Annotated in this window: 21 protein-coding genes, 1 tRNA gene, 1 pseudogene and 1 riboswitch; of the genes and pseudogenes, 4 read left to right on the top strand and 19 right to left on the bottom strand. The window is 64.6% G+C overall.

Annotated features, from left to right (window positions below; all coding sequences use genetic code 11):
* Positions 1-214 precede the first annotated feature (214 nt).
* Together SB4_RS17030 and SB4_RS17025 are read right to left on the bottom strand one after the other, a co-directional pair.
* On the bottom strand, positions 215-1,657 hold the full coding sequence (locus tag SB4_RS17030) for a sugar porter family MFS transporter (protein ID WP_058753533.1): 1,443 nt from the start codon (positions 1,655-1,657) through the stop codon (positions 215-217).
* A gap of 168 nt (positions 1,658-1,825) precedes the next feature.
* Entirely contained in the window at positions 1,826-2,893 is a 1,068-nt protein-coding gene (locus tag SB4_RS17025; protein ID WP_058717344.1) for a LacI family DNA-binding transcriptional regulator, read from the bottom strand.
* An 87-nt stretch (positions 2,894-2,980) separates the two neighbouring features.
* Positions 2,981-3,090: riboswitch (SAM-I-IV-variant riboswitch) on the top strand.
* 44 nt (positions 3,091-3,134) lie between these two features.
* Between SB4_RS17025 and SB4_RS17020 the strand changes: the two genes are divergently transcribed.
* A complete protein-coding gene (locus SB4_RS17020; RefSeq protein ID WP_058753532.1) occupies positions 3,135-4,205 on the top strand; it encodes a threonine aldolase family protein in 1,071 nt (356 codons plus the stop codon).
* 127 nt (positions 4,206-4,332) lie between these two features.
* Here the strand turns inward: SB4_RS17020 and SB4_RS17015 are convergent, their stop codons facing one another.
* The 11 genes from SB4_RS17015 to SB4_RS16965 all read right to left on the bottom strand — a co-directional run bounded on the left by SB4_RS17015 (position 4,333) and on the right by SB4_RS16965 (position 16,796).
* Positions 4,333-4,674 carry a hypothetical protein gene (locus tag SB4_RS17015; protein ID WP_058753531.1) on the bottom strand — a complete coding sequence of 114 codons (342 nt, stop codon included), beginning with the start codon at positions 4,672-4,674 and terminating at the stop codon, positions 4,333-4,335.
* Between the two features lie 59 nt (positions 4,675-4,733).
* Positions 4,734-5,114 carry a hypothetical protein gene (locus SB4_RS17010; protein WP_153006306.1) on the bottom strand — a complete coding sequence of 127 codons (381 nt, stop codon included), beginning with the start codon at positions 5,112-5,114 and terminating at the stop codon, positions 4,734-4,736.
* 39 nt (positions 5,115-5,153) lie between these two features.
* On the bottom strand, positions 5,154-5,618 hold the full coding sequence (locus SB4_RS17005) for a hypothetical protein (protein ID WP_153006305.1): 465 nt from the start codon (positions 5,616-5,618) through the stop codon (positions 5,154-5,156).
* A gap of 77 nt (positions 5,619-5,695) precedes the next feature.
* Complete coding sequence (locus SB4_RS17000) at positions 5,696-6,265, bottom strand: OmpA family protein (protein WP_241488667.1); 570 nt, start codon at positions 6,263-6,265, stop codon at positions 5,696-5,698.
* 117 nt (positions 6,266-6,382) lie between these two features.
* Entirely contained in the window at positions 6,383-7,462 is a 1,080-nt protein-coding gene (locus SB4_RS16995; protein ID WP_058753535.1) for an AI-2E family transporter, read from the bottom strand.
* 241 nt (positions 7,463-7,703) lie between these two features.
* A complete protein-coding gene (gltB, locus tag SB4_RS16990) occupies positions 7,704-12,221 on the bottom strand; it encodes a glutamate synthase large subunit (protein WP_153006304.1) in 4,518 nt (1,505 codons plus the stop codon).
* Entirely contained in the window at positions 12,218-12,802 is a 585-nt protein-coding gene (locus SB4_RS16985; protein WP_058753526.1) for a DUF2059 domain-containing protein, read from the bottom strand. The genes gltB and SB4_RS16985 overlap by 4 nt, the downstream gene beginning before the upstream one ends.
* Positions 12,802-13,365: a DUF2059 domain-containing protein gene (locus SB4_RS16980; RefSeq protein ID WP_058753525.1), complete on the bottom strand. Its 564-nt coding sequence runs from the start codon at positions 13,363-13,365 to the stop codon at positions 12,802-12,804. The genes SB4_RS16985 and SB4_RS16980 overlap by 1 nt, the downstream gene beginning before the upstream one ends.
* Positions 13,362-14,813, bottom strand: a complete 1,452-nt coding sequence (locus SB4_RS16975; protein ID WP_058753524.1) for an NAD(P)-dependent oxidoreductase — start codon at positions 14,811-14,813, stop codon at positions 13,362-13,364. The genes SB4_RS16980 and SB4_RS16975 overlap by 4 nt, the downstream gene beginning before the upstream one ends.
* A 153-nt stretch (positions 14,814-14,966) precedes the next feature.
* Complete coding sequence (locus SB4_RS16970; RefSeq protein ID WP_058753523.1) at positions 14,967-15,776, bottom strand: undecaprenyl-diphosphate phosphatase; 810 nt, start codon at positions 15,774-15,776, stop codon at positions 14,967-14,969.
* An 87-nt stretch (positions 15,777-15,863) separates the two neighbouring features.
* Positions 15,864-16,796, bottom strand: coding sequence for a complex I NDUFA9 subunit family protein (locus SB4_RS16965; RefSeq protein WP_058753522.1), 933 nt, complete (start codon positions 16,794-16,796; stop codon positions 15,864-15,866).
* A gap of 104 nt (positions 16,797-16,900) precedes the next feature.
* On the opposite strand from SB4_RS16965, the gene SB4_RS16960 reads away from it, so the two are divergent.
* From SB4_RS16960 to SB4_RS16955, 3 genes and pseudogenes are all read left to right on the top strand, one after another.
* A tRNA-Leu gene (locus SB4_RS16960) sits at positions 16,901-16,987 on the top strand.
* A gap of 91 nt (positions 16,988-17,078) precedes the next feature.
* A pseudogene (locus SB4_RS20625) lies at positions 17,079-17,252 on the top strand (DUF6538 domain-containing protein); the annotation flags it as partial.
* Positions 17,253-17,429: 177 nt separating this feature from the next.
* Complete coding sequence (locus SB4_RS16955) at positions 17,430-18,638, top strand: site-specific integrase (protein ID WP_193753864.1); 1,209 nt, start codon at positions 17,430-17,432, stop codon at positions 18,636-18,638.
* A gap of 140 nt (positions 18,639-18,778) precedes the next feature.
* Here SB4_RS16955 and SB4_RS19815 read toward each other — a convergent pair whose 3' ends face one another.
* The 6 genes from SB4_RS19815 to SB4_RS16930 all read right to left on the bottom strand — a co-directional run bounded on the left by SB4_RS19815 (position 18,779) and on the right by SB4_RS16930 (position 22,850).
* On the bottom strand, positions 18,779-19,006 hold the full coding sequence (locus tag SB4_RS19815; RefSeq protein WP_153006303.1) for a hypothetical protein: 228 nt from the start codon (positions 19,004-19,006) through the stop codon (positions 18,779-18,781).
* 52 nt (positions 19,007-19,058) lie between these two features.
* Positions 19,059-19,892, bottom strand: a complete 834-nt coding sequence (locus SB4_RS16950; RefSeq protein ID WP_058753520.1) for a hypothetical protein — start codon at positions 19,890-19,892, stop codon at positions 19,059-19,061.
* On the bottom strand, positions 19,889-20,449 hold the full coding sequence (locus tag SB4_RS16945; RefSeq protein WP_058753519.1) for a hypothetical protein: 561 nt from the start codon (positions 20,447-20,449) through the stop codon (positions 19,889-19,891). The genes SB4_RS16950 and SB4_RS16945 overlap by 4 nt, the downstream gene beginning before the upstream one ends.
* On the bottom strand, positions 20,449-20,958 hold the full coding sequence (locus SB4_RS16940; protein WP_058753518.1) for a hypothetical protein: 510 nt from the start codon (positions 20,956-20,958) through the stop codon (positions 20,449-20,451). Before SB4_RS16940 ends, SB4_RS16945 begins: the two co-directional genes overlap by 1 nt.
* Before the next feature lie 28 nt (positions 20,959-20,986).
* Positions 20,987-21,250, bottom strand: a complete 264-nt coding sequence (locus SB4_RS16935) for a hypothetical protein (RefSeq protein WP_058753517.1) — start codon at positions 21,248-21,250, stop codon at positions 20,987-20,989.
* 931 nt (positions 21,251-22,181) lie between these two features.
* The gene (locus SB4_RS16930) at positions 22,182-22,850 is read right to left on the bottom strand and encodes a recombinase family protein (RefSeq protein WP_082670260.1); all 669 of its coding nucleotides are present in this window, start codon (positions 22,848-22,850) and stop codon (positions 22,182-22,184) included.
* Positions 22,851-22,917 lie beyond the last annotated feature (67 nt).

The raw sequence follows: 22,917 nt of genomic DNA, 5'->3' as shown, positions 1-22,917 counted from the left end.
CAGGACGCCCCCGCCATCGGTGCGGCCATGCTGCCCTTCATGGACCGGCTGTTGCCGTCCGACTCGATCCTGATCCAGGCGGGGCGCTAAGGCACCCTCCCCCCTTCTCCGTTCCGCCCGAGCGGCGGCCGGGGCTTGCGGCCGGGATTTCGCAAAGAAAAGGCCCGCCTCCCATGGGGAAGCGGGCCTGTCAGGCGTTCGAAGATCAGGACGATCAGCCCGCCATGTCTTCCAGCTCGCGGCCACGCGTCTCGTTGACCATGGCGCGGACGAAGAAGAACGACACCGCCGCAAAGAAGGCGTACCCGAAATAGGTCACGCTCAGGCCCGGCGACACGGCCAGCGCCGGGAAGCTGACCGAGATGGCGGCATTGGCGATCCACTGGGCAAAGCCCGAGACGGCCAGCCCCGATCCGCGAATCTGGTTCGGGAACATCTCGCCCAGCATGACCCACATCACCGGTCCCCAGCTGGCGTTGAAGAAGATGACGTAGAGGTTGGCGGCGACCAGCGCGATCACGCCGTTATTGCCGGGCAGCGACACCGCGCCGTTCGCGCCGGTGACGGCGGTCGAGAAGGCATAGGCGACGATCGCCAGCGTCACCGCCATGCCCGCCGAACCGATCAGCAGCAGCGGCTTGCGGCCGATCTTGTCGACGGTCGCGATGGTGAACAGGCAGGCCGCGATCGACAGCACGCCCGACAGGATGTTGGTCTGGAGCGCGTAATCCTCCGAGAAGCCGACCGCTTCCCACAGGGTCGCGCCATAATAGAAGACGACGTTGATGCCGACGAGCTGCTGGAACACCGCCAGGCCGATACCGGCCCACAGGATCGGGCGGATCTTGCCGGTGGTCTTGTCGATCAGGTCGGACAGCTTGGGCTTGTGCTGGTCGCTGGCGAGCGAACCACGAATCTCCGCCACCTTGCGGGTGGCCTCGGCCTCGCCGAACAGCTTGGTCAACACGGTGTGCGCCTCGGCATCGCGGCCCTTGGCGACCAGGAAGCGCGGGCTTTCCGGGATGATGGTCAGCGCGAGGAAATAGATCGCCGCCGGAATCGCCTGAAGCCAGAACATCCAGCGCCACGCCGGGAAGCCCAGCCAGAACTCGGCGGTCGAGCCACCGGCATAGCGAGCCAGCGCGAAGTTGGCGACGAAGGCGCCGGTCAGGCCGGTGATGATCATCACCTGCTGCACGCTCGACAAGCGGCCGCGGATCGAGGCCGGGGTGACTTCGGAGATATAGACGGGCGAGATGACGCTCGCCGCGCCAACGCCCAGGCCGCCGATGATGCGCGCGAAGATGAAGATCGCCGAGCTGCTCGCCGCGCCCGCCAGCAGCGCGCTGACCAAGAAGAGACCGGCGGCCAGCATCATGACGTTGCGGCGGCCGATCGCGTCGGCCAGCCTCCCTGCGCCGAACGCACCGATCGCCGAGCCGACCAGGATCGCACCAACATTGACGCCGACACCCAGGCGACCGAGGTCGAACGCGGCCTCCAGCCCCTTCTGGGTGCCGTTGATGACCCCGGAATCATAGCCGAACATGAAACCGCCGATGGTCGCAACAACGACGATCGCGGCGATGAATCCGTGGTTGACGCTTCCGGCGCCCCCACCCCTGGTCGTATCGGTCACTTCGGGCCCTCTCCTCATCCGTACGGTTCGCGTCTTCGCCTATCCGTACGACTCTGTCATGTCACCGGCGCAGATGCACACGGCTCTCAAATGGTAACGCTATCTTAAATCATCGCGCCGTCAAGCGCCCGTGCAGCGCGGGCCATGCGGTTCGTCCCGGATCGGCCTGCCCGCACGATCTTTGCGTCAAATCCCGCGCGGACGACGGCGCGGCGCGGCATCCGACTGGCGCCGAATCAGGCTGTAATCGAGCATCCGGTGCGAGGCGGCGTCCAGCTTCTTCTGGCGGATGACGGTTGCGGCCATCTCCACCGCCGCGCGTGCCATATCGGCGATCGGTTGGTGAATGGTGGTCAGCTCGGGCCAGATCGTCGTCGACAGGGTGGTGTCGTCGAACCCGCAAACCGTCAGGTCGCTTGGCACGTCCAGCCCCCGGCGATGCGCGACCGCCACCGTCGCCGCCGCCATATCGTCGTTCGACGCGATGATCGCGGTCGGCGGCTCTGCCAGGTCGAGCAGCCGTTCGGCGGCGTCGAGCCCCGAGCGATAGGTATAGAGCCCCGGCGCGACCAGATCCTCGTCGAACGGCACGCCCACCGCCTCCAGCGCAGCGCGAAACCCCTCATACCGCCGGGCACTCGCCGACAGATTGGGGTTGCCGCAGATAAAGCCGATGCGACGATGGCCCAGCGTCATGACGTGCCGGGTCATCTCCTCGGCCGCTGCGCGGTCGTCGATCTGCACCGCCATCGCGGTGTCGGGCATCTCGGCGGGCGGCTGGCCGGTCGCGACGACGACGGTCGGCACCCCTGCCTCGCGCAACAGCGACAGGATGGGCTCCGCCTCGCACAGCGGCGGCGGCAGAATCACGCCGTCGATCCCGCCCTTGATCAGGTGGCGCGTCACCTCGACCTCATGGTCGCCGATCTCGCATTTCTCGACCACCATCTGCACGTCCAGCCGCGATGCCTGGTCGAGCGTGCCGAGCAGGAATTCGCTCAGGAAGCCCTGGCTGGGATTGCTGTAGAGCATGCCGATGCGGATCTGCGCCGCGCCCGCCAGGCTGCGCGCGGCGGGGTTGGGCGCGTAGTTCAGCTGCGCGATCGCCGCCTCGACCTTTTCGCGGGTGGTGGGACGGACATTGGCTTCGTTGTTGATGACGCGCGACACGGTCATCAGCGACACGCCGGCGGCGCGCGCGACATCGCTGATGGTGGGAGCGCTGCTACCGCGGCGCGAGGTCCTGATATTCATGGGTATACGCTTCCACCTTTCGCGGGCGATGCGCAATGCTTTGCCGTTCGCTGCGCTTGCGAATCCCGATACGGGCCGCTAATGCGCCACCAGCATCAAGAGTCGGGCCAACGTCCGGCACCAACCTGCCCCCCGGCAAGGTGGTGCCTCTCCGCGTGGAGAGGGATGTGGCCGAACCGGCAACAACGGGACGAACCGCCACTTTCCTCATCCGACTCGTCATAGGTACGAAGGATTTGTGATGAGCGCAGTGGTTCCCCAACATTCTGCCCCCCAGCAATTTGCCAGCGACAATTATGCGGGCATCTGTCCCGAAGCCTGGGCCGCGATGGCCGAGGCCAATCAGGGTTATGTCCCGGCCTATGGCGAAGACCCCTACACCGAGCGCGCCGCCGACGCGTTCCGCACCCTGTTCCAGACCAAGTGCGAGGTCTTCTTCGCCTTCAACGGCACGGCCGCCAATTCGCTGGCGCTGGCGGCACTGTGCCAGAGCTATCACAGCGTCATCTGCTCGGCCTCCGCGCATGTCGAGACCGACGAGTGCGGCGCGCCGGAATTCTTCTCCAATGGATCGAAGCTGCTGGTCGCGCAGACCGAGGACGGCAAGCTGACACCCGAGGCGGTGCGCGCGCTAGCCACCGGCCGGTCGGACATCCATTTCCCCAAGCCGCGCGCGGTGACCATCACCCAGCCGACCGAGACGGGGCAGGTCTATACGATTCCCGAAATCCACGCCCTGTCGGCGGTGTGTCGCGAGCTGGGCCTGCGGCTACATATGGACGGGGCACGCTTCGCCAATGCCTGCGCGGCGCTGGGCTGCTCGCCTGCCGACATGACGTGGCGCGCGGGCGTCGATGTCCTCTGCTTCGGCGGCACCAAGAACGGCATGGCAGTCGGCGAGGCGATCCTGTTCTTCGACCCCGTGCTGGCGCAGGATTTCGACTATCGCTGCAAACAGGCGGGGCAGCTGGCGTCCAAGATGCGCTTTCTGGCCGCGCCGTGGATCGGGATGCTCGACAGCGGAGCGTGGCTGACCAATGCGGCCCATGCGAATGGCTGCGCGCGAGCGTTGGCCGCGCGGGTCGCGGGGCTGCCCGGCATCGCGCCGATGTTCCCGGTTGAGGCCAATGCGGTGTTCCTCAGCGCGCCGGAGCCGGTGCTCGAAGGACTCCGCGCGCGCGGCTGGCGCTTCTATACCTTCATCGGCGGCGGCGCGCGCTTCATGTTCGCCTGGGACGCCGATCCGGCACGGGTAGAGCAGCTGGGCAACGACATCGCCGCCGTGGCGATGGAGGCGTTGCAGGCGGCGTAAGCGATATTCCTCCTCTGCAAGGGGAGGGGGACCATGCGCAGCATGGTGGAGGGGTGTCACCGCCAGCGTGGACACCCCTCCGTCAGGGCTTTGCCCTGCCACCTCCCCTTACAGGGGAGGGAAATACTTATCCCTCCGCCGCCAGACGATCGAGCCAGGCCTGCGCCTGTTTCGGTTCTCCCACCGCCTCGGGCCCGACCGGCCCGCGCGCGGCGAGGAATTCGGCATGGAGCGCAAAGGGCGACAGGCCGAGCTGCGCCCGCGCCGCGTCGATCTCTTCGCCCATCTCGGTCAGCTGCGCGACGACCGGTGCCGCCGCCGCGCGGGCGGCCCGGTCCTTCCGGTGATCGAACAGCCCCCATTTGCCCGCCGCCGTGATGCGCAACGCCGCGATCAGCGCCTCGCGATAATCGCGTTCCATGTCCTCGCGGAGCGCGTCCAGCCGCGCCAGTCGATCACCCTTGGCCATGGTGCGGCCTTAGGCGGCCATGGCCGGGTCGGCAATCGGCGGCCGCGACGCGGGTCCGCTTACCATGCGTCCGCGCCGCGCCCGATATCTTCCAGCGCCCGGCCCAGATGACAGTCCTTGCCCGGCGTCAATCGCTCGACGCTCTCGACCAGCAGGATCGACTGTCCGTCACGCTCGGCATAGTGCGCCAGCACCTCGCCATAAGCGGGCAGCGTCGCCTTTCGCACCGCAGCCAGCGCCTTACCGCCGGGCGCGTCCTCCAGCAGGTAACGGTTCTCCACCAGATCGCAGCGACGCAGGACGATGGCATGACCGTCACGCTCCAGCGTCCCGATATAGATGTCCGCGCCCGCCAGCTCCGTCTGTGCGGAAGCGGGCATCGCCAGTACGATCAGAGCTAGGCAAAGCGACGCGCGGCCATGGCGACGGAGACGAACCATGGCCCGACCATAACCAATCGCTATCCCACTGGTCGAGGCTCAGCTTGCCCGCGTCGCCGCCGTCGCGCCGCCCGCCACTGCCAGGCCGAAAACCAGGTGGTTGAGCGTGTGCATCGCGATCGTCTTGCCATCGCTTTCCCACTCCGGCCGCTTCAAACCCAGCGCCGGGCCCGCCACCCAATGCGCCAACGTGTAAAAGGCCAGGCCGAAGCCGATGCCGCTCGGCACGATCGCGGCCTCATCATCGGTCGCGGCGGCATAGGCCATGCCCGCCAGCACCGACAGCAACAGGTGAGCGCCCTGGACCACCGCCTGTTCGCGCGCGTCGGGCCGCTGATCGGCGGGGGGCGGCGTGCGGCCGATCTTCGCGGCGGCGGCGCGTTCCAGCTGGGCCAGTTCGGAAGGCTCACCGCTTTTCCGCTCGCCCGCCACCAGCAGCGCGGTGATACCCAGCCCGGCGACCAGCCCGCCCGCGATCGCCCCTGCCCAGCGTTTACCGTTCATCACCATCTCCTGCACCTCTTGTCGCGGGTCCAGCGGTTCAGATGGATCGTGGTTCCGCTACGGCGCGGCGGCAAACGTCAGGGAGCGCGGTCGAGCTCGATCTCGACCCGGCGGTTGCGGGCGCGCCCGGCGCTGTCGTCGCTGCCGTCGGGCTTGGCATTGGGGGCGATGGGGCGGGTCTCGCCCAGCGCGATCACGCTCATCCGGCTGCGCTCCAGCCCTTTGCGCGCCAGATAGTCGCGCACCGCCTCGGCCCGTTTGCGCGACATGATGCGATTGGCCGCGTCGTCGCCTTCGCTGTCCGAATGACCGCGCAGGACGAGGCGACCGCTTTTCACCGCCGGATCGGCCGCAACCCGATCGAGCGCCGCCTTGGCCTCATCGCTCAGCCCCGCGCCACCTTGCGGGAAGCCGATGGTCGAAAGGGTCGCGCCGGGATTGGCAGCGATCTCGCCGGGCAGCGCGTCGGACCGAGAGGCCTTGGCCGCGCCGGTGCGGGCGGGCGGCGAAGCGTCGGGGATCGGCAGCTCGACCGTCGCGCCATGGGCCCCCGCCGCGCGCGCGACCGCATTCCCGCCATCGCCGCAGCCCGCCAGGGTCAAGGCCATGCCGGACACGGCCACCCAGACCCCTGGTCGCATTCGCATTCCCATCCCCCTTCACGGGCCCGCACGACCCCGCCCGGCGGCGGACCATAGGGAGCGATTATTGCGCTGCAAACAGACTTCGTGCGCCGCCTTGTCCGAATTTAGACCCGATGGCTGTCAATTCGACGGCTCGGCGGGCTGGAAGATGCCCCGCTGCTCGCTCAGGATGCGCCAGCCCGCCAGGAACAGCGCAGCGGCGACCGGGCCGACGACGATGCCGCTCAGTCCCAGCAGTTCGATGCCGCCCAGCGTGGTCAGCAACACGATCCAGTCGGGCAGACCGGTGTCGCGCCCGACCAGAATGGGGCGCAGGATATTGTCGGCCAGCCCGATGACCAGCACGCCCGAGGCGACGACCACAACTCCCTGCCACACCGCGCCGGTCGCGAGCAGATAGATGGCGACCGGGCCCCAGATGATCGCCGGACCGATCGCGGGCAGCAGCGCCGCGATCGCCATCAACACACCCCAGAGGAGCGCGGCGGGCACCCCGACGATCCAGAAGGTGATCGCACCCAGCGCACCCTGCACCAGCCCGACGATGACCGACCCCTTGATCGTCGCGCGCACCACCGTGACGAAGGTATCGACCAGCCGCGTCGCGACATTGCGATCGAGCGGCAGGGCGCGCACGAAGCTGGGCCCCAACCGATCGCCATCGCGGATCAGGAAGAAGGCGACATAGAGCCCCACGCCGAAGGTCAGTGCAAAGGCAAAGGCGTTGCGACCGATCGACAGCGCCTGCGTCGCGATCTGGCTCACGCTGCTGCTCAGCGTGCGCGAGATGCGCTGCTGCAGCCCCTCGAAACTGCTGATGCCGGAATTGTCCATCGCCTGGCGCAACCGCTGGGGCAGCGCGTCGCGGACCTGCTGGAAATATTGCGCGAAGTCGATCTGGCCACTGCGCATCTTCAGATAGACGCCCGAGGCCTGGTCGACGACCATGCTGCCGATCACCAGGGTCGGCACCACCACCGCAAAGGTGATGATCAGCATAGTCAGCCCGGCCGCCAGGCTGCGCCGCCCGCCGGTCTTGATCAGCAGCCACTGGAACAGCGACCGGAACAGGATCGCCGCCAGCGCCGCCCACAGCAGGGCGACCAGGAAGCTGGACACCACGGCGAGCAGGCCGATGGTGATGAGTGTGAGAAAGAGGATGAATCCCCCTCGTTCGATCTTCTGCCGGTCGATGGTCATCGGGCCCTCCCCATTCTGCATCGCGGCCTAACCGTCACGGCGGCGGAACGGTTCCGCAATTTGGGTTAAGGGGATGACGGGAATGTCATCCATGGGGCCCATCTATTCCTCCCCTGCAAAGGGAGGGGGACCATACGCAGCATGGTGGAGGGGGCTGGCCGCCAGGGACGTCCGGTGCGGCCAGCCCCCCTCCGTCATCGCTTCGCGATGCCACCTCCCCGTGCCGGGGAGGATCGTTCGCTTACTCCGCCGCGACCGCCTCGACGCTGTCGTCGAGCGGATGCGCCAGGCGGGTCAGCATTTCCTTCGGGCAGACCTGCCAGAAATGTCCGGCCACCCGGTCCCAGTCCTCCAGCAGGCCCTTGGACCACTTGCTGTCGGTCCGCGCCGCATGTTCTTCGACCAAGCCGCGCAGCACGCCTTCCCAATGGGCCGAGGCGAGGCGCTGCCACACGATATTCTCGGGGTTGGCACGCCGCGCGAAACGCTCTTCGGGGTCGTAGATGAAGGCCATGCCGCCGGTCATGCCCGCACCGAAGTTCGCGCCGACCTCGCCCAGCACCACGGCGGTGCCGCCGGTCATATATTCGCAGCCATTCGCGCCGCAGCCCTCGACCACCACGACCGCGCCCGAGTTGCGGACCGCGAAACGCTCGCCCGCCTGGCCCGCCGCGAACAGACGGCCCGAGGTCGCACCGTAGAGTACCGTGTTGCCGATGATCGTGTTCTTCTGGCTGGCCAGCGGCGAGCTGACCGCAGGCCGCACGATGATGGTGCCGCCCGACAGGCCCTTGCCGACATAGTCGTTGGCGTCGCCGAAGACTTCCAGCGTGATGCCCTTGCACAGGAACGCGCCCAGCGACTGGCCCGCCGACCCGCGCAGTCGCACGGTGACGTGCCCGTCGGCCAGCTTGCTCATCCCGAACTTGCGGGTGATCTCCGACGACAGCCGCGTGCCGACCGCGCGGTGCGTGTTGCGCACCGAATAGGTCAGCTGCATCTTCTCGCCGCGCGAGAACACAGCGCTCGCATCCTTGATGATCTGCGCATCCAGGCTGTCGGGCACTTCGTTGCGGAAGGTCGACAGGCTGAACCGCCGCTCGGCATCGGTCGCATCGACCTTGGCCAGCACCGGGTTGAGGTCGAGATCGTCGAGATGCTCGGCACCACGACTGACCTGGCGCAGCAGCTCGGTCCGCCCGATCACCTCGTCCAGCGAGCGCACGCCCAAGCGCGCCAGGATGTCACGGACTTCCTCGGCGATGAAGGTCATCAGGTTGATGACCTTTTCCGGCGTGCCGGTGAACTTGGCGCGAAGCCGCTCGTCCTGCACGCAGACGCCGACCGGGCAGGTGTTGCTATGGCACTGGCGCACCATGATGCAGCCCATCGCCACGAGGCTCAGCGTACCGATGCCGAACTCCTCGGCACCCAGGATCGCCGCGATCACGATGTCGCGGCCGGTCTTCAGGCCGCCGTCCGCACGCAGGCGGATACGCCCGCGCAGGCCGTTGAGGGTCAGCGTCTGGTTGACCTCCGACAGGCCCATTTCCCACGGGGTCCCGGCATATTTGATCGAGGTCTGGGGCGACGCGCCGGTGCCGCCGACATGGCCCGAGACCAGGATGACGTCGGCATGCGCCTTGGCCACGCCCGCAGCGACCGTGCCAATACCAGCGGACGACACCAGCTTCACGCAGACGCGCGCGCGCGGGTTGATCTGCTTGCAGTCATAGATGAGCTGCGCGAGATCCTCGATCGAGTAGATGTCGTGGTGCGGCGGCGGCGAGATGAGGGTCACGCCCGGCGTCGCATGGCGCAGCTTGGCGATGAACTCGGTCACCTTGAAGCCGGGCAGCTGCCCGCCCTCGCCGGGCTTGGCGCCCTGCGCGACCTTGATCTCGATCTCGTCGCAGGCGTTCAGATATTCCGCCGTCACGCCGAAGCGGCCGCTCGCGATCTGCTTGATCGTCGAGTTGGCGTTGTCGCCATTGTCATAGGGCTGGTAGCGCAGCTTGTCCTCGCCACCCTCGCCCGACACCGCCTTCGCGCCGATCCGGTTCATCGCGATCGCCAGCGTCTCATGCGCCTCCGGGCTCAGCGCGCCCAGCGACATGCCCGGCGTCACGAAGCGCTTGCGGATCTCGGTGATCGCCTCGACCTGATCGACCGGCACGCCTTCGTTGGGGAAGTTGAACTGGAGCAGGTCGCGCAAGTAAACCGGCGGCAGGTCGCCGACGCCGCGCGCGAATTGCAGATAGGTCGAATAGCTGTCGGTCGCGACTGCCGTCTGCAACAGGTGCATCAGCTGCGCCGAATAGGCATGCGTCTCGCCGCCATCGCGCTGGCGGTAGAAGCCGCCGATCGGGAGCGTCGCGACATGCTGGTCCCAGGCCGCTTCGTGACGGACCATCGCCGAGTAATGGAGCGAGTTGTAACCCTCGCCCGAAATCTTGGCGGGCATGCCGGGGAACAGGTCGTTGACCAGCGCGCGGGACAGGCCGACCGCCTCGAAGTTGTAGCCGCCACGATAGCTGGAGATCACCGCGATCCCCATCTTCGCCATGATCTTAAGCAGGCCATCCTCGATCGCGGTGCGATGGTTGGTCAGGCATTGTTCGATGCTCATGTCACCAAACAGGCCCCGCCCATGACGATCGACGATCGCGGCTTCGGCCAGATAGGCGTTCACCGTGGTCGCGCCGACGCCGATCAGCACCGCATAATAATGGGTGTCGAGGCACTCGGCCGAGCGCACGTTGATCGACGCATAGCTGCGCAGGCCCCGACGGACGAGATGCGTGTGCACCGCCGCCGCCGCCAGCACGCCCGCGATCGCGACACGGCCTTCGGAGACATGCTCGTCGGTCAGGAACAGCTCGGACCGGCCCTCGCGCACCGCCTGTTCGGCCTGGTTGCGGATACGCTGGATCGCGGCCCGCAGGCGGTCGGGACCACCATCGGCCTCGAAGGTGCAGTCGATCTCCGCCGCCGAACGGCCGAAATGCGCCTTGAGCCGGTGCCAGTCCGCGCCGGTCAGGACCGGGGATGGCAGCACCAGCACGCGCTCGCGCCGGTCCTCGGTGTCCAGGATGTTGGCGAGATTGCCGAACCGGGTCTTGAGCGACATCACATAGCGTTCGCGCAAGCTGTCGATCGGCGGGTTCGTCACCTGGCTGAAATTCTGGCGGAAGAACTGGCTGATCAGGCGCGGCTTGTCGGAGATGACCGCCAGCGGCGTATCGTCACCCATCGAGCCGATGGCTTCCTTGCCCCCCTCGGCCATGGGCGACAGGATCAGCTCCATATCCTCCATGGTCTGGCCCGCCGCGACCTGACGGCGCAGCATCTCAGCCCGCGGCATCCGCACCAGCGCTTCGCCCTCGGACGGCTGGGGCAGCTGGTCCATGGTCAGGAACTCGCCGATCATCGCGGCATAGTCCTGCTCGCCCGAGATCTGGTCCTTGATCGCGCGGTCGTCGTAGAGCTTGCCCTCGGCCAGATCGACGGCGATCATCTGCCCCGGCCCCAGACGGCCCTTGGCGGTGATGGTGGCTTCGGGGACCACGACCATCCCGCTCTCCGAGCCCACGATCAGCAGGCCATCGGCGGTCAGCGTATAGCGAAGCGGGCGCAGCGCGTTGCGGTCCATGCCCGCCACCGCCCAGCGGCCATCGGTCATGGCGAGGGCGGCCGGGCCGTCCCACGGCTCCATGACGCTGGCGAGATACTGGTACATCTCGGCATGCGCCTTGGGCGTATCGAGGTCCTTCTGCCACGCCTCGGGCACCAGCATCAGCTTGGCGGTCGGCGCATCGCGGCCCGACCGGCAGATCGCCTCGAACACCGCGTCGAGCGCGGCGGTGTCGGACGCGCCCGCCGGGATCACCGGCTTGATGTCCTCCGAATTGTCGCCGAAGGCGATCGAGGCCATGCGGATCTCGTGGCTGAGCATCCAGTTCTTGTTGCCACGGATCGTGTTGATCTCGCCGTTATGCGCCAGGCAGCGGAAGGGCTGCGCCAGCCACCATTGCGGGAAGGTGTTGGTCGAATAACGCTGGTGGAAGATCGCCACGCGGCTCTCGAACCGGTGGTCCTGCAGGTCGGGATAGAAGACCGACAGGCTCTCGGCCAGAAACAGCCCCTTGTAGATGATCGAACGGCAGGACAGCGAACAGATATAGAAGCCGCTGATCTGCGCCGCGATCACGCGCTTTTCGATGCGACGGCGGATCAGATACAGGTTCTTCTCGAACTCGGCGGCATCGACCTCGTCGGGCATCGGCCCGGCGATCATGATCTGCTCGATCTCAGGCCGGGTCGCCTGCGCCTTCATGCCGATGACCGACACGTCGACCGGCACCTGGCGCCAGCCATAGATAGTATAGCCCGCCTCGATGATGACGCTCTCGACGATGGTGCGGCAGGTTTCCTGCGCGCCCAGATCGGTGCGCGGCATGAAGATCATGCCGACCGCGAGCCGGTTGGGCAGCACCTTGTGCCCCGAGGCGGCGATCGCATCGTCGAAGAAGCGGTGCGGCAGGTCGACGTGCAGACCCGCACCGTCGCCGGTCTTGCCATCGGCATCTACCGCGCCGCGGTGCCACACGGCCTTCAGCGCGTCGATCGCCGACTGGACGACCCGGCGCGAGGGCTGGCCATCGGTGGCCGCGACCATGCCGACGCCGCACGCGTCGCCCTCGAACTCGGGGCGGTACATGCCATGCTCGGCGAGATATTGGCGCTGGTCCATCGTCATTCTCCGCTCTCACCGAACCGGGTCATCACCCCCGCCACGGCCTTTTCCGTTTCGCCCCATTCCCAGGGCTGTTCTTCCATCATCCAGGTCAGGACCGTCTCCTCGGTCCGGGGCCGCAGCGCCCGGACACGATCGACCAGCCCGGCCGGAATCGTCTCATTCGGCGGCACCGTGCCGCCCTGCATCGTCGCGACCAGCGCTTGGCCCGGGGGCGAAGCGTAGAAGCGGTTCAGCGTCGCCAGCTCAGGCTCGGAGAACGCCGCACCAAAGATCGCCGCCTGATGCTGCCACAGGACGGGCATCCGTTCCCGCATCGAGCGTACCCGCAGCGGCTGTACCGCCTGGGCCATCGCCCGGACGATGCCGGGATGCCGATCCTCGCGCGCCTTCATCCTCGGATCGCTCGCAAGCAGTTGCGCCACCATGGCATCGGTGCCAGCCGCCTTGACGACCAGCGCCTCCGGATAGAGCAACCGCGCGAGCGTCAGCGCAGCCGGGCGCGAGGCCGCCTCACCGACCGGCGCGGCCTGCATCGCGCCGCCCAGCATCAAGGCCATCGCCCCGAGGCCGCCCGCCAGCATCACTTCGTGCCCTTGGCCCCGCCCAGCGCCTCGATCCGCGCGCGGATCTTGGGGAAGGCGGCCATGCCCGCCTGCTGTCCGATCGCACGGCCCGCTTCGGCCAGACGCTGCTGCAATTGCGGTTGCAGCTGGAGCAGCCGCCGGCCGGTCGGCGAGTCGTAAAACGCGACGATCGCCTTCAACTCGGCCTCGGAGAAGTTGCGGCGATATTCCTCGGCCGCCGCCTCGGCGATATCGGGATAGCGCGCGCGAAACGCGGCCATCATTTCCTCCGTCGCGATCTCACCGACCTGGCGACGGGTCTCGGCCGTCGTCAGCCGATCCTTCAGCGCCTGCGGAATGGCGGGATCGCCCTGCAACGCGGTCACCATATTGTTCGCGATCAGCGGCATAAGGCTCGAAAACTGCAGATCGAGCGTCTTGTCGAGGTTGAGCTTGGCGACCAGCGCCCGCGCGGTTTCGATCCGTCCACCCGCATCGGGCGTCGTCGCGGGTGCAGGTGCAGTCTGGGCCCCGACCGGCGCGGCGACCAGCAGCATGAGGAAAGCGAGACGGCGCATCATGCGGCCACCTTTTCACGCTGGGCGGTCTTGGCGCGCGCCTTCAGCCACTTGTGCATCGCCTGCGCCACGTCCCGCCCGTCGCGGATCGCCCACACCACCAGCGACGCGCCGCGCACGATGTCACCCGCCGCGAACACGCCGTCCAGGCTGGTCATCAGCGTGCGGCCATCGACCAGCACCGTGCCCCAGCGGCTGACGCCCAGTTCCGCCGTGCCGAACAGGCTCGGCAGGTCCTCTGCATCGAAGCCCAGCGCCTTTATGACCATGTCGGCCTCCAGCAGATGGTCGGCACCCGGCTCCGCCTCCGGCGCGCGGCGGCCGCTGGCGTCGGGAGCACCCAGGCGCATCTTGGCGGCACGCACGCCCGTCACCGTCTCGCCACCCTCGAAACCCAAAGGCGCGGAGAGCCAGACGAACTCGGCGCCCTCTTCTTCCGCATTGGCGACCTCGCGCTGCGAGCCCGGCATGTTGGCGCGGTCGCGGCGATAAAGACACTTCACCGACTTGGCGCCCTGGCGGATCGCGGTGCGCACGCAGTCCATCGCGGTATCGCCGCCGCCGATCACGACGACATTCTTGCCTTCGGCATTGAGCGAGCCGTTCTCGAACGCCTCGACCGTGTCGCCGAAGCTCTTGCGGTTGGAGGCGGTCAGATAGTCGAGCGCGGCGATCACGCCGTTCGCGCCCGCACCGTCCACCTCGACATTGCGCGCCTTGTACACGCCGGTCGCGATCAGCACCGCGTCATGACGACGGCGCAGCTCCTCCAGCGTCGCATCCTCGCCGACCGCAAAGCCTTCATGGAAGACGATGCCGCCCGCTTTCAGCCGCTCGACCCGGCGCATGACGACGGGCTTTTCCAGCTTGAAGCCGGGGATGCCATAGGTCAGCAGCCCGCCCGCCCGGTCGTGCCGGTCATAGACGTGAACCTCATAGCCCGAGACGCGCAGATATTCGGCCGCCGTCAGGCCCGCAGGCCCCGCGCCGATCACCGCGACCGACTGGCCCCGCGCGGGTCCGGGGACCAGCGGTTCGACCCAGCCCTCTTCCCAGGCGGTGTCGGTGATGAACTTTTCGACCGAGCCGATCGTGACCGCGCCGTGGCCCGAAAACTCGATGACGCAATTGCCCTCGCACAGCCGGTCCTGCGGGCAGATGCGGCCGCAAATCTCCGGCATGGTCGAGGTGCTGTTCGAGAGCTCATAGGCTTCGCGCAACCGCCCCTCGGCGGTCAGGCGCAGCCAGTCGGGGATATGGTTGTGCAGCGGGCAATGGACCGAGCAATAGGGTACGCCGCATTGCGAGCATCGCCCCGCCTGATCCTCCGCCGCCGGTGGCGCATAACGCTCGGCGATCTCGCGGAAATCCTCCGCGCGGGTCTCCGCGGCCCGCTTGGCCGGATAGGCCTGATTGCGGCCTACAAACTTCAGCATAGAATCGTTCGCCATATGCGCCTCCGAAGATGCGGATATTGCGCGAACACCGTCTTGTCACTGCCAAATCGACAGATACGACAGCATACCTGTCTTATTTAACAACGATTATAGCGGGCCAGCCGCCTTATTGCGACCGACCCGCAGATAAATAGGTCCGATTTGATATCAATGCAGGGTCAACAGGGCCAGCGCGATACTGCCCGCGACGATTCGATACCAGGCGAACGGCCCGAAGCCATGCTTGCCGACGATGCCGACGAACCAGCGCACGACCAGCAAGGCGACGATGAAGGCCACGACGAAGCCGATCGCGATCTCGATCGGCCCGACGCTGTTCCCGGCGCGCATGGCATCCATATGCCCCGCCGTCTCGACGACGCTCGCGCCCAGCATGGTGGGAATGGCGAGAAAGAAGCTGAACTCCGCCGCCGTGCGCCGCTCGACGCCCAGGGTCAGTGCGCCCAGGATCGTCGCACCCGAACGGCTGACGCCCGGAATCATCGCCAGACACTGGAGGAAGCCGACGCCCAGTGCCGTCTTGGCCGGGACCGCCGCGATGCCGCGCGTATTGCCGGGCTTCACCAGCCGCTCGATGACCAGGATCACGATGCCGCCAACGATCAGCGCGACCGCTACGACCTTGGGCTGGAGCAGCAGCGCCTCGATATGCTTTTTCGCCAACACGCCGATCACGGCGGCTGGAATGAAGGCGATCAGCAGGTTGCGCACGAAGCGGATCGAACCGGGGTCGCGCTTGGCCAGGCCCGTCATCACCGTCCAGAAGGTCCGCCAATAGAGGACGACGACGGCTAGGATCGCGCCCAGCTGGATGACGATGTTGAACATCTGCCAGCGCGCATCGTCATAACCGAGCAAAGCGCCCGCCAGGATCAGGTGGCCGGTGGAGGACACCGGCAGGAATTCGGTCACGCCCTCGACGATTCCAAGGATGATGGCGGCTATCAGGTCGTTCACGCGAGTCCCCAAATGCTAAAACAGCCCCGCCGCCATAGGGCGACGGGGCTGTCAGCGAAATGATAAAGACTGTTAAGGTGGGACGGCTCAGGCCGCCAGCGTCTCCGCCCGTCGCCCGAACCGGCCCGCCTTGCGGAAACGGATCAGATAGTCCGGCGCGACCGTCGCCAGCGGGGCAGCCGTCACGCCCAGCTCGGCTAGGCCCTGCGCGCCCGCGGCCACGACATTGTCCGCTTGCAGCATCAGCCACTGGTCCCAACTGATCGGCGAACCCGGCAGGCGCGCCAGCAGCGCCCCGGCAAAGTCGGGCAACTCGACGAAGCTGGGCTTGCGGCCCAGCGTCTGGGCGATCCAGCGAATCAGCTCGCCCATCGACAGGACATCCGGCCCGCCCAGCTCATAGGTCTTGCCGCCATGCGCCTCGGCATCGCGCAGCGCATGGGCGACCGCTTCGCCGACATCGCCCGCGAACACCGGCTGGAACTTCACCCCCGCGCGCAGGATCGGCACCACCGGCGCCGACACCATGCCGGCAAAGCGGTTCACGAACTGATCCTCGCGCCCGAACACGATCGACGGGCGCAGGATGGTGGCGTTCGGGAAAGCCTGGCGCACCGCGGCCTCGCCCTGCCCCTTGGACCGGGCATAGGCGGCGGCGCCATTCTCATCCGCGCCGATCGCCGAGACATGGACCAGCGCCCCGGCCCCGGCCTTGTGCGCGGCTTCCGCCACGGCGCGCGCGCCCTCGACATGGATGGCTTGCATATTGCCGCCCATCACGCCGACCAGGTTGACGACCGCATCAGCACCCTCGACCGCGCGCGCCACCGTCTCCGGCCGGGCGATATCAGCCGCGACGAACTGGGTCTGGCCCAGCCCGCCCTGGGTGCGCAGGAAATAGGCTTGGCGCGGATCGCGCTGGGCGATCCGAACCCGCGTCCCGTCCCGCATCAATTCGCGTGCGACATAGCGGCCCAGGAAACCCCCGCCGCCGATCAGCGTCACCAGCTTGTTCGTCATGCCCGTCCTTATTCGCCAGATTTTTTGTGCACCGCCCCTTTGCCCCGCAAAAAAGCCGTTGACAAGGATTCGAACCCTACCCTAAAGGCGCGGGCCTACCCCGTGCCCAGATGGCGGAATTGGTAGACGCACCAGCTTCAGGTGCTGGCGATCGCAAGGTCGTGGAGGTTCGAGTCCTCTTCTGGGCACCATTCTCCCTAGGCTATTGAAAAGCCTAGGAAATAATTGAGAAACAACGGTTTTTACAGGCGGCTGTTACAGATGTAACAGGGGCTGAAAGCCATGTGTACCTATCTCGCTAAGCGCGGTTCTACCTACTATTTTCGGCGGGCAATCCCTGTCGAGCTACGGCCTGCCTTTGGCGGTCGGGCTGAGTTCATGCTGTCGCTACGGTCCAAGGATCGGGCTGAGGCCAAGCTCCGCATCCCTGCTCACACTGTCGAGACGGACAAGCTGCTAGCAGATGCTACCCGGTCCCTAGCTGGCAAGCCTGCCCCTAAGCCGAAAGCTCCCCCGTCCCCTGCTCAGATTGAGCGGGAGCGGACCCGCTGGGAACAGGAGCAAGAGCAGGAGGACCATGTAGCTGACGAGCTATTCGCCACCGACATGGAGGCTGAGGCCCTATCTCCGATCATGGATGCCCTGAGCGCCGGTAAGGAACCTGAGGGATCGCTAGCTGACATAGCTAGGGCTGGCAGGCTGCTAGTCGAGCATGAGCGGGAGACAGCCGGGGCGGATCGGGAAGCCCTGCTAAACTCCCTTCATGCCCGGTTCGGCCAGAATGCCCGCGCATCGGAAAGCCAAAATCAGGCCGTTGAGTACAGCCCCGATGCCAAGGCCAATGAGGGCAAAGGCAAATACCTAGACACAGATATCCTCGATGGGTGGGCCGCTGAGCGTAAGCCGTCGCCCCGTGGCAAGGATGCCTATTGGCGGGATGCCAAGCTGTTCAATTCCATGATGGGCCGTAAGTCTGTCGAGCTAATCACCAAGGCCGATGTGATGGCCTACAAGCGCAAGCTGATAGCTGACCCTGCCCGTTCTCAGGTCAATGTACGGGATCGGCTGGCCTATCTGCGGACCCTGCTAGAGTGGGCTGCACAAGAGGATATCGTACCCGTCAACGTGGCCCGCGATGTGAAGATGGCTGTCACTGAGCGGGGAGAGAAGCGGAAAGACTTCTCTACCGATGACCTCAATGCCCTGTTCGCTGGCCCGGTTCATGCCAAGGGTGAACGGCCTAAGGGTGGATACGGTGAGGCTGTCTATTGGCTGCCCCTGCTTGCCCTGTTCATGGGAGCAAGGCGGGAAGAGATTGGACAGCTACGGGTGCAGGACGTGAAGCCCGTTGCCTACATAGACGATGACGATAAGCGGCAAGAGGTATGGTGTATCGACATTACAGATACGCCGGATGATGATGCCTTGCCTAATCAGATCAAGAATGAGGCGAGCAATAGGCTTGTCCCGCTGCATCCCAAGCTAATAGAGCTAGGGTTCATCGACTACGTTACCAAGCTTCCAGATCAGACAGGTCGCGTATTTCCCGGCTTGAAGGCTGTAGGCATTGGCAAGAAACTAACCGACAAGGTAGGCCAGTGGTTTAGCCGCTATAAGCAGGATTGCGGGATTGAGGATAAGGCTAAAGTCTTTCACTCGTTCCGCCATACATGGAAAACCCATGCCGTAGATGCTGGCATCCCTGAGCGGGTATGCCGACAGTTCCAAGGGCATGAAGGTAAAGACGCTGCCGACAAGTACGGGGCTGCTCCATCTATGCGGGTAATGGTAGCGGCCATTGCATCTTATCGGGTGCCGGGACTGGTCATTCCCAAGCCTTGAACGAACGCGACATACAGATACCCGAAATCGCCCCGCTCAGCCCCGTCAGGAGTCGATTGGATGCGGTCGGGTATCTGTAGGCCGGGATGAGCTATCGCCTCTCAGGGAGTCTCGCAGGCCGATTTAGACGGGGTTGCCGATCAGCCTTGGCAGGCATGGCATAGCGGAAACTCTGCCGTGCTGGGCTGAGGCAATGCGTGGCCGCAATGCTCGCATACCGATGATGCGGCTATGCCCTCATCGCCATCATCATTAGCCTCTTGGCTTTTCAACTCAGCGGCTAATTCCTCGGGGCTGTAATCCTCGGGATCAAGGCCAGCTTTCCTAGCGGTATGCCAGTGCTGCTTCTCAGCTTCCGTGAACGACATGGCTATCTCCTATTGAGTAACCGTGCCGCTCTAATCGTTAACAGTCAGTAGATCAGACGTTATCGCCAAGTGGTACGCCAGCCTCACGGCGGGCAGCTTCCCCGGTCGGGGTCACTCGGTATCCCGTGCCGGTCGCGGAATAGGCAATGTCGCCTACCGGGGTGCCATGCGAGCGGCGGGCGGCGTCCCCGGTCTGAGCTACCCGGATGCCGGTCGGGCTGCGGCTGGCCTGATAGGGATCATAGCCCGTCATGCTTTGCCCCACCTGAGGGCCGCTTGCCGGGGCCTGTGCAACGAGGCGGAAGCCGGTCGCAGTCTGTACCCACTGCGGACCCGTTGCCGCCTGAGCGGGCGCTGAGGGAGCCTGTGCGGCAGGGCTGGGAAAGCCATTGAAGCCGAACGAGCTATTGGCCGTCTGTCCCGGTGCCAGCGTCGTGGCGTCGGGAACATCAGGGGTATCGGCAAAGGCTTCGGACGTGCTGCCAAGCGCATCCTCAATAGTCCAATTGGCTGCATCAGCCTCGGTCACTTCACCCTTGCTGATAGCCAACGCCTTGGCATCCTCAAGTATCATAGGGGCAAGGCCATCAAGGCAACTGTCATCGCCGGTGTTATTGTACTCGGTAAGCGCCCGGTCATAGAGAGCTACCGTAGCATCATCGCTATTGTGGATCAGATCAATGGCAAGATGCAGCGTGTTACCCATAGCAGGGACACGGGCAATGAAGCCATCAATAGCATTCTTGTAAGCGATATTGGCGGGATAGCCCTTAGCCAACTCAGCCGTAGCGGCTTGCTGTACAGTGCGGGGATTGTGACCGTGTACAGCGATCAGGGATAGAGCCGCCTTGACCTTGATGGCCTGACGGGGAGTTAGTGCGGTCATGTGGTTTCTTTCAGCATATCGAGAATGTGGGGCTTTGCCGGTTTGGCAGCGGGGACCGGATCAACTTCGCCTAGGGTCGGGATAGGCGGGATGATCCCCTTACGGACGGCGGCGGCGAGGTACTGGAAGGCAAATTTGCAATCATTGGCCCCAAGGTACGGACGGCCAGCAGCTTCCCAGAGCGCATGAATGTCTCCGGCCATACGGCGGGCTATGCCTTGGGCATCCTCAGGTAGGTCGTAGAGTGGCGGCGGCGCGTTGCTGGTCAGCTTAGGCCAGCCTGCCTCATGCTCTAGCGCCTGCCTTGTCAGCAGGACGGACAAGTTACCGGCTTCAACGGGGATGGAGGCAGCGGCTAACGGGTGGTCAGCTTTCATCAGCCATGTAGAGACAGCGGTGTATTCGACATGGGCCTTAACGGCATCGGCGTAATCGCCTGCCCGGTTCATCAGATCATCTAGCGTCGTAGGGATCAGGCGAACCTTCGGGATATAGTCTGACCGGGGACGGCTGGGCGCTTGCCCGCTGCCCCGATCATCCCAGCTATCGCCAGCCATTACGCCGCTAGAGCGCTCGTGAAGTATCCGCGCTGCTTGCCCTGCATATACAGGGTGAACGCCTCCCGTGGCTTACCCGGCGCCAGCGCCATGATAGCGGCAGGGATGGCATGGGGCTTTTCCGTAACGAGATAATCAAAGGCATCATCGTCCAGAGCCGAGAAGCCGTTGCATTCATGCTCTTTGGGGACGCTAGCATTGGCCGTGATATCCCATGTATCCCGCACATATTTAATGAGGAAGCCGGTACTATTCAGGTTGTCACCGGGCCTCACCTCAACGCGGATATCAGAGAAGCGGCTAAGCCGTTGACTGCGAGCTTCCACCTGTTCGTCAGCGAGGGCAGTAGCAAAGCGATCCTTGGCATTGACGAGGGCCTTATTGATCGCGGCGGCCTTATCAACGGCAGGCTTGCCAAGGATATCAATGTAATTGCTAACCTTGCGTAGTTCGTCGCCGAGCGTTTCAATCTCGATAGCGATAGCGGCAAGGGTATCTTTGTTGGTCATAGTTTTATCCTGTTTCTATTAAGGCGAATTAGAGCTTGGGAGCGGATGCCCCAGTCTTCATCTTCTCATCGCGATAGGTATAGATGGTCCCGCTATCTGCATCAGCAGCGGCCATCAGCTTGGCGATGGATGGACGGCCAGCAGGCTTAGTCTTTGCGTATTCGGGAAGCGGGATACCTAGGATATCCAAGCAAAGGCGGAAGCCGCCACGGACACGGCTATCTACCTTGTCAATATGAGCAGCAATGCGGGGATCATCGAGACGGTCGAGATTAACAGGCACCGGGTTCATAGGTTATCCTTTGATTTGGGTGGAGTAATATTGACAAAAGCTACAGACAGACCGCCCGCTTGCACATAAGCAAACGGGAACAGGGATATTGCAGCTATGGAAAGGGGGTCGCCTACTGACTGCCAACTAGGGGCAATGCTACAGTCAGCAGGCTGGCTATTGCTCAGGGCCGATGGGCATCATTGGTTTAGATGAGCAATGCGTACTAGGAGGAAGATGGCAGTCATTCCTCTGATAGCCTCAGGCTGACGTATAGCGATCACCTGAACAGGAACAGGTAACAACTAATCTGAGGCTATCGGAAGAATGAGATTTTGCATTGGGAATACGGATGCAAGGCCGTAGAGTAGGATATACATATACTAGTATGATCCTAGATTAGATATATAGAAGCTGTATCCAGCGTCCCCCCTACCCCCCAGAGCTTCCAAGATGGAGCTTACCCGCAATGCAGGTATGAGGATAATCGACTACATAGGTAATGGCCGAACGCCATAGCTACAGTCAGTGGGAAGCAAATACAGCAGCATGATCCTGAGTTAGATAATACGTCGCTTGTAGTGCCAGCGTCCGATACCGCATGTCACCCTGTTAAGATGGCACACCCCTTCGCCCTACGGCTAACCCTCGCGGGCTGTGGTATCTACAGTTATCGCACTGTCAGGCGTTCCTAGGGCTACCTAGCTTGGGCGGTATGAATGGTTCTGTATCAAGACGGTGCTGAATTATGATCGTCCGGATTTGGACGTTAAGCCTAAGCCATCACAAGCATTATGCGGCTTCTATTGCCTAACGGTCCCGAAATGCCGTCAGACTTATGGCGCAACATTGGCCAGCCTCTCTCAGCCCCATACAGAGCCGCCACGGTATCCCGGCTAGGTCGATACCCTGAGCCTCCCATATCGACTCCTGCGGCCCGTCTCCGGGCGATCTAGCGGGCGTCCAATCGAGCAAGCGCCTTGTGCAGGCTGGCAGGATGCCACTTGCCCCCGGCTGGCGAAGGGATGGCCCGGCTATTCAGAGCCTCGACCATCTTGCGAACGGACAGCCCCTCAGCCTTCAATGCCAGTAGATCAGCGGCGATAGGCTCTAGCCGGTCCATAGCCTCAGCCTGATTGCGGGCAGCTAGCACCTTGCCATGCTTGCCTAGCTCAGTCCCCCGATCCTTGGCAGCGGCTAGAGCGGCCTTGGTACGCTGGCTGATTACCTCAGCCTCCTTCTCAGCCAGTGCCGCGAATAGGTGAAGCTGGAAGCGATCAGCGTTCGGCATGTCAGCGACGGCGAACTCTACGCCTGTCTCCATCAGCCCGGATATGAAATGGACATTGCGGGCAAGCCTATCGAGCTTGGCGATAATCAGGCCAGCCTTCTCCCGCTTGGCTATAGCTAGGGCAGCGACAAGCTCAGGCCGCTTGGACAGGGCATTAGCTCCCTTGCCCGTCTCAACCTCGATATGCTCCCCGATCAGGTCAACGCCATTGGCAGCAACGTATCGGGCCACTGCCTCCCGCTGAGCCTCTAGCCCTAGGCCGCTCTTGCCCTGCTTATCAGTGCTAACGCGGAGGTAGGCGACAGCCTTGGTCATCTTGCGGAGGTTCATAACGGCTAGTCCTGTTCACGGGTCAACGAACGTATACCCATGAACAGTTAGGGCTGAGACTCAATCA

The organism is Sphingomonas sanguinis (assembly GCF_001476905.1).
GTDB classification, from domain to species: domain Bacteria; phylum Pseudomonadota; class Alphaproteobacteria; order Sphingomonadales; family Sphingomonadaceae; genus Sphingomonas; species Sphingomonas sanguinis_B.
The sequence above is the reverse complement of the archived record's forward strand: the minus strand, read 5'-3'. Positions and strand labels throughout refer to the sequence as shown.

Bases quoted from the DNA above. Each gene is read 5' to 3' on its own strand.
- SB4_RS17030 (WP_058753533.1), bottom strand. From the start codon at position 1,657: ATGAGGAGAGGGCCCGAAGTGACCGATACGACCAGGGGTGGGGGCGCC.
- SB4_RS17025 (WP_058717344.1), bottom strand. From the start codon at position 2,893: ATGAATATCAGGACCTCGCGCCGCGGTAGCAGCGCTCCCACCATCAGC.
- SB4_RS17020 (WP_058753532.1), top strand. From the start codon at position 3,135: ATGAGCGCAGTGGTTCCCCAACATTCTGCCCCCCAGCAATTTGCCAGC.
- SB4_RS17015 (WP_058753531.1), bottom strand. From the start codon at position 4,674: ATGGCCAAGGGTGATCGACTGGCGCGGCTGGACGCGCTCCGCGAGGAC.
- SB4_RS17010 (WP_153006306.1), bottom strand. From the start codon at position 5,114: ATGGTTCGTCTCCGTCGCCATGGCCGCGCGTCGCTTTGCCTAGCTCTG.
- SB4_RS17005 (WP_153006305.1), bottom strand. From the start codon at position 5,618: ATGAACGGTAAACGCTGGGCAGGGGCGATCGCGGGCGGGCTGGTCGCC.
- SB4_RS17000 (WP_241488667.1), bottom strand. From the start codon at position 6,265: ATGCGAATGCGACCAGGGGTCTGGGTGGCCGTGTCCGGCATGGCCTTG.
- SB4_RS16995 (WP_058753535.1), bottom strand. From the start codon at position 7,462: ATGACCATCGACCGGCAGAAGATCGAACGAGGGGGATTCATCCTCTTT.
- gltB (WP_153006304.1), bottom strand. From the start codon at position 12,221: ATGACGATGGACCAGCGCCAATATCTCGCCGAGCATGGCATGTACCGC.
- SB4_RS16985 (WP_058753526.1), bottom strand. From the start codon at position 12,802: ATGCTGGCGGGCGGCCTCGGGGCGATGGCCTTGATGCTGGGCGGCGCG.
- SB4_RS16980 (WP_058753525.1), bottom strand. From the start codon at position 13,365: ATGATGCGCCGTCTCGCTTTCCTCATGCTGCTGGTCGCCGCGCCGGTC.
- SB4_RS16975 (WP_058753524.1), bottom strand. From the start codon at position 14,813: ATGGCGAACGATTCTATGCTGAAGTTTGTAGGCCGCAATCAGGCCTAT.
- SB4_RS16965 (WP_058753522.1), bottom strand. From the start codon at position 16,796: ATGACGAACAAGCTGGTGACGCTGATCGGCGGCGGGGGTTTCCTGGGC.
- SB4_RS16955 (WP_193753864.1), top strand. From the start codon at position 17,430: ATGGATGCCCTGAGCGCCGGTAAGGAACCTGAGGGATCGCTAGCTGAC.
- SB4_RS19815 (WP_153006303.1), bottom strand. From the start codon at position 19,006: ATGTCGTTCACGGAAGCTGAGAAGCAGCACTGGCATACCGCTAGGAAA.
- SB4_RS16950 (WP_058753520.1), bottom strand. From the start codon at position 19,892: ATGACCGCACTAACTCCCCGTCAGGCCATCAAGGTCAAGGCGGCTCTA.
- SB4_RS16945 (WP_058753519.1), bottom strand. From the start codon at position 20,449: ATGGCTGGCGATAGCTGGGATGATCGGGGCAGCGGGCAAGCGCCCAGC.
- SB4_RS16940 (WP_058753518.1), bottom strand. From the start codon at position 20,958: ATGACCAACAAAGATACCCTTGCCGCTATCGCTATCGAGATTGAAACG.
- SB4_RS16935 (WP_058753517.1), bottom strand. From the start codon at position 21,250: ATGAACCCGGTGCCTGTTAATCTCGACCGTCTCGATGATCCCCGCATT.
- SB4_RS16930 (WP_082670260.1), bottom strand. From the start codon at position 22,850: ATGAACCTCCGCAAGATGACCAAGGCTGTCGCCTACCTCCGCGTTAGC.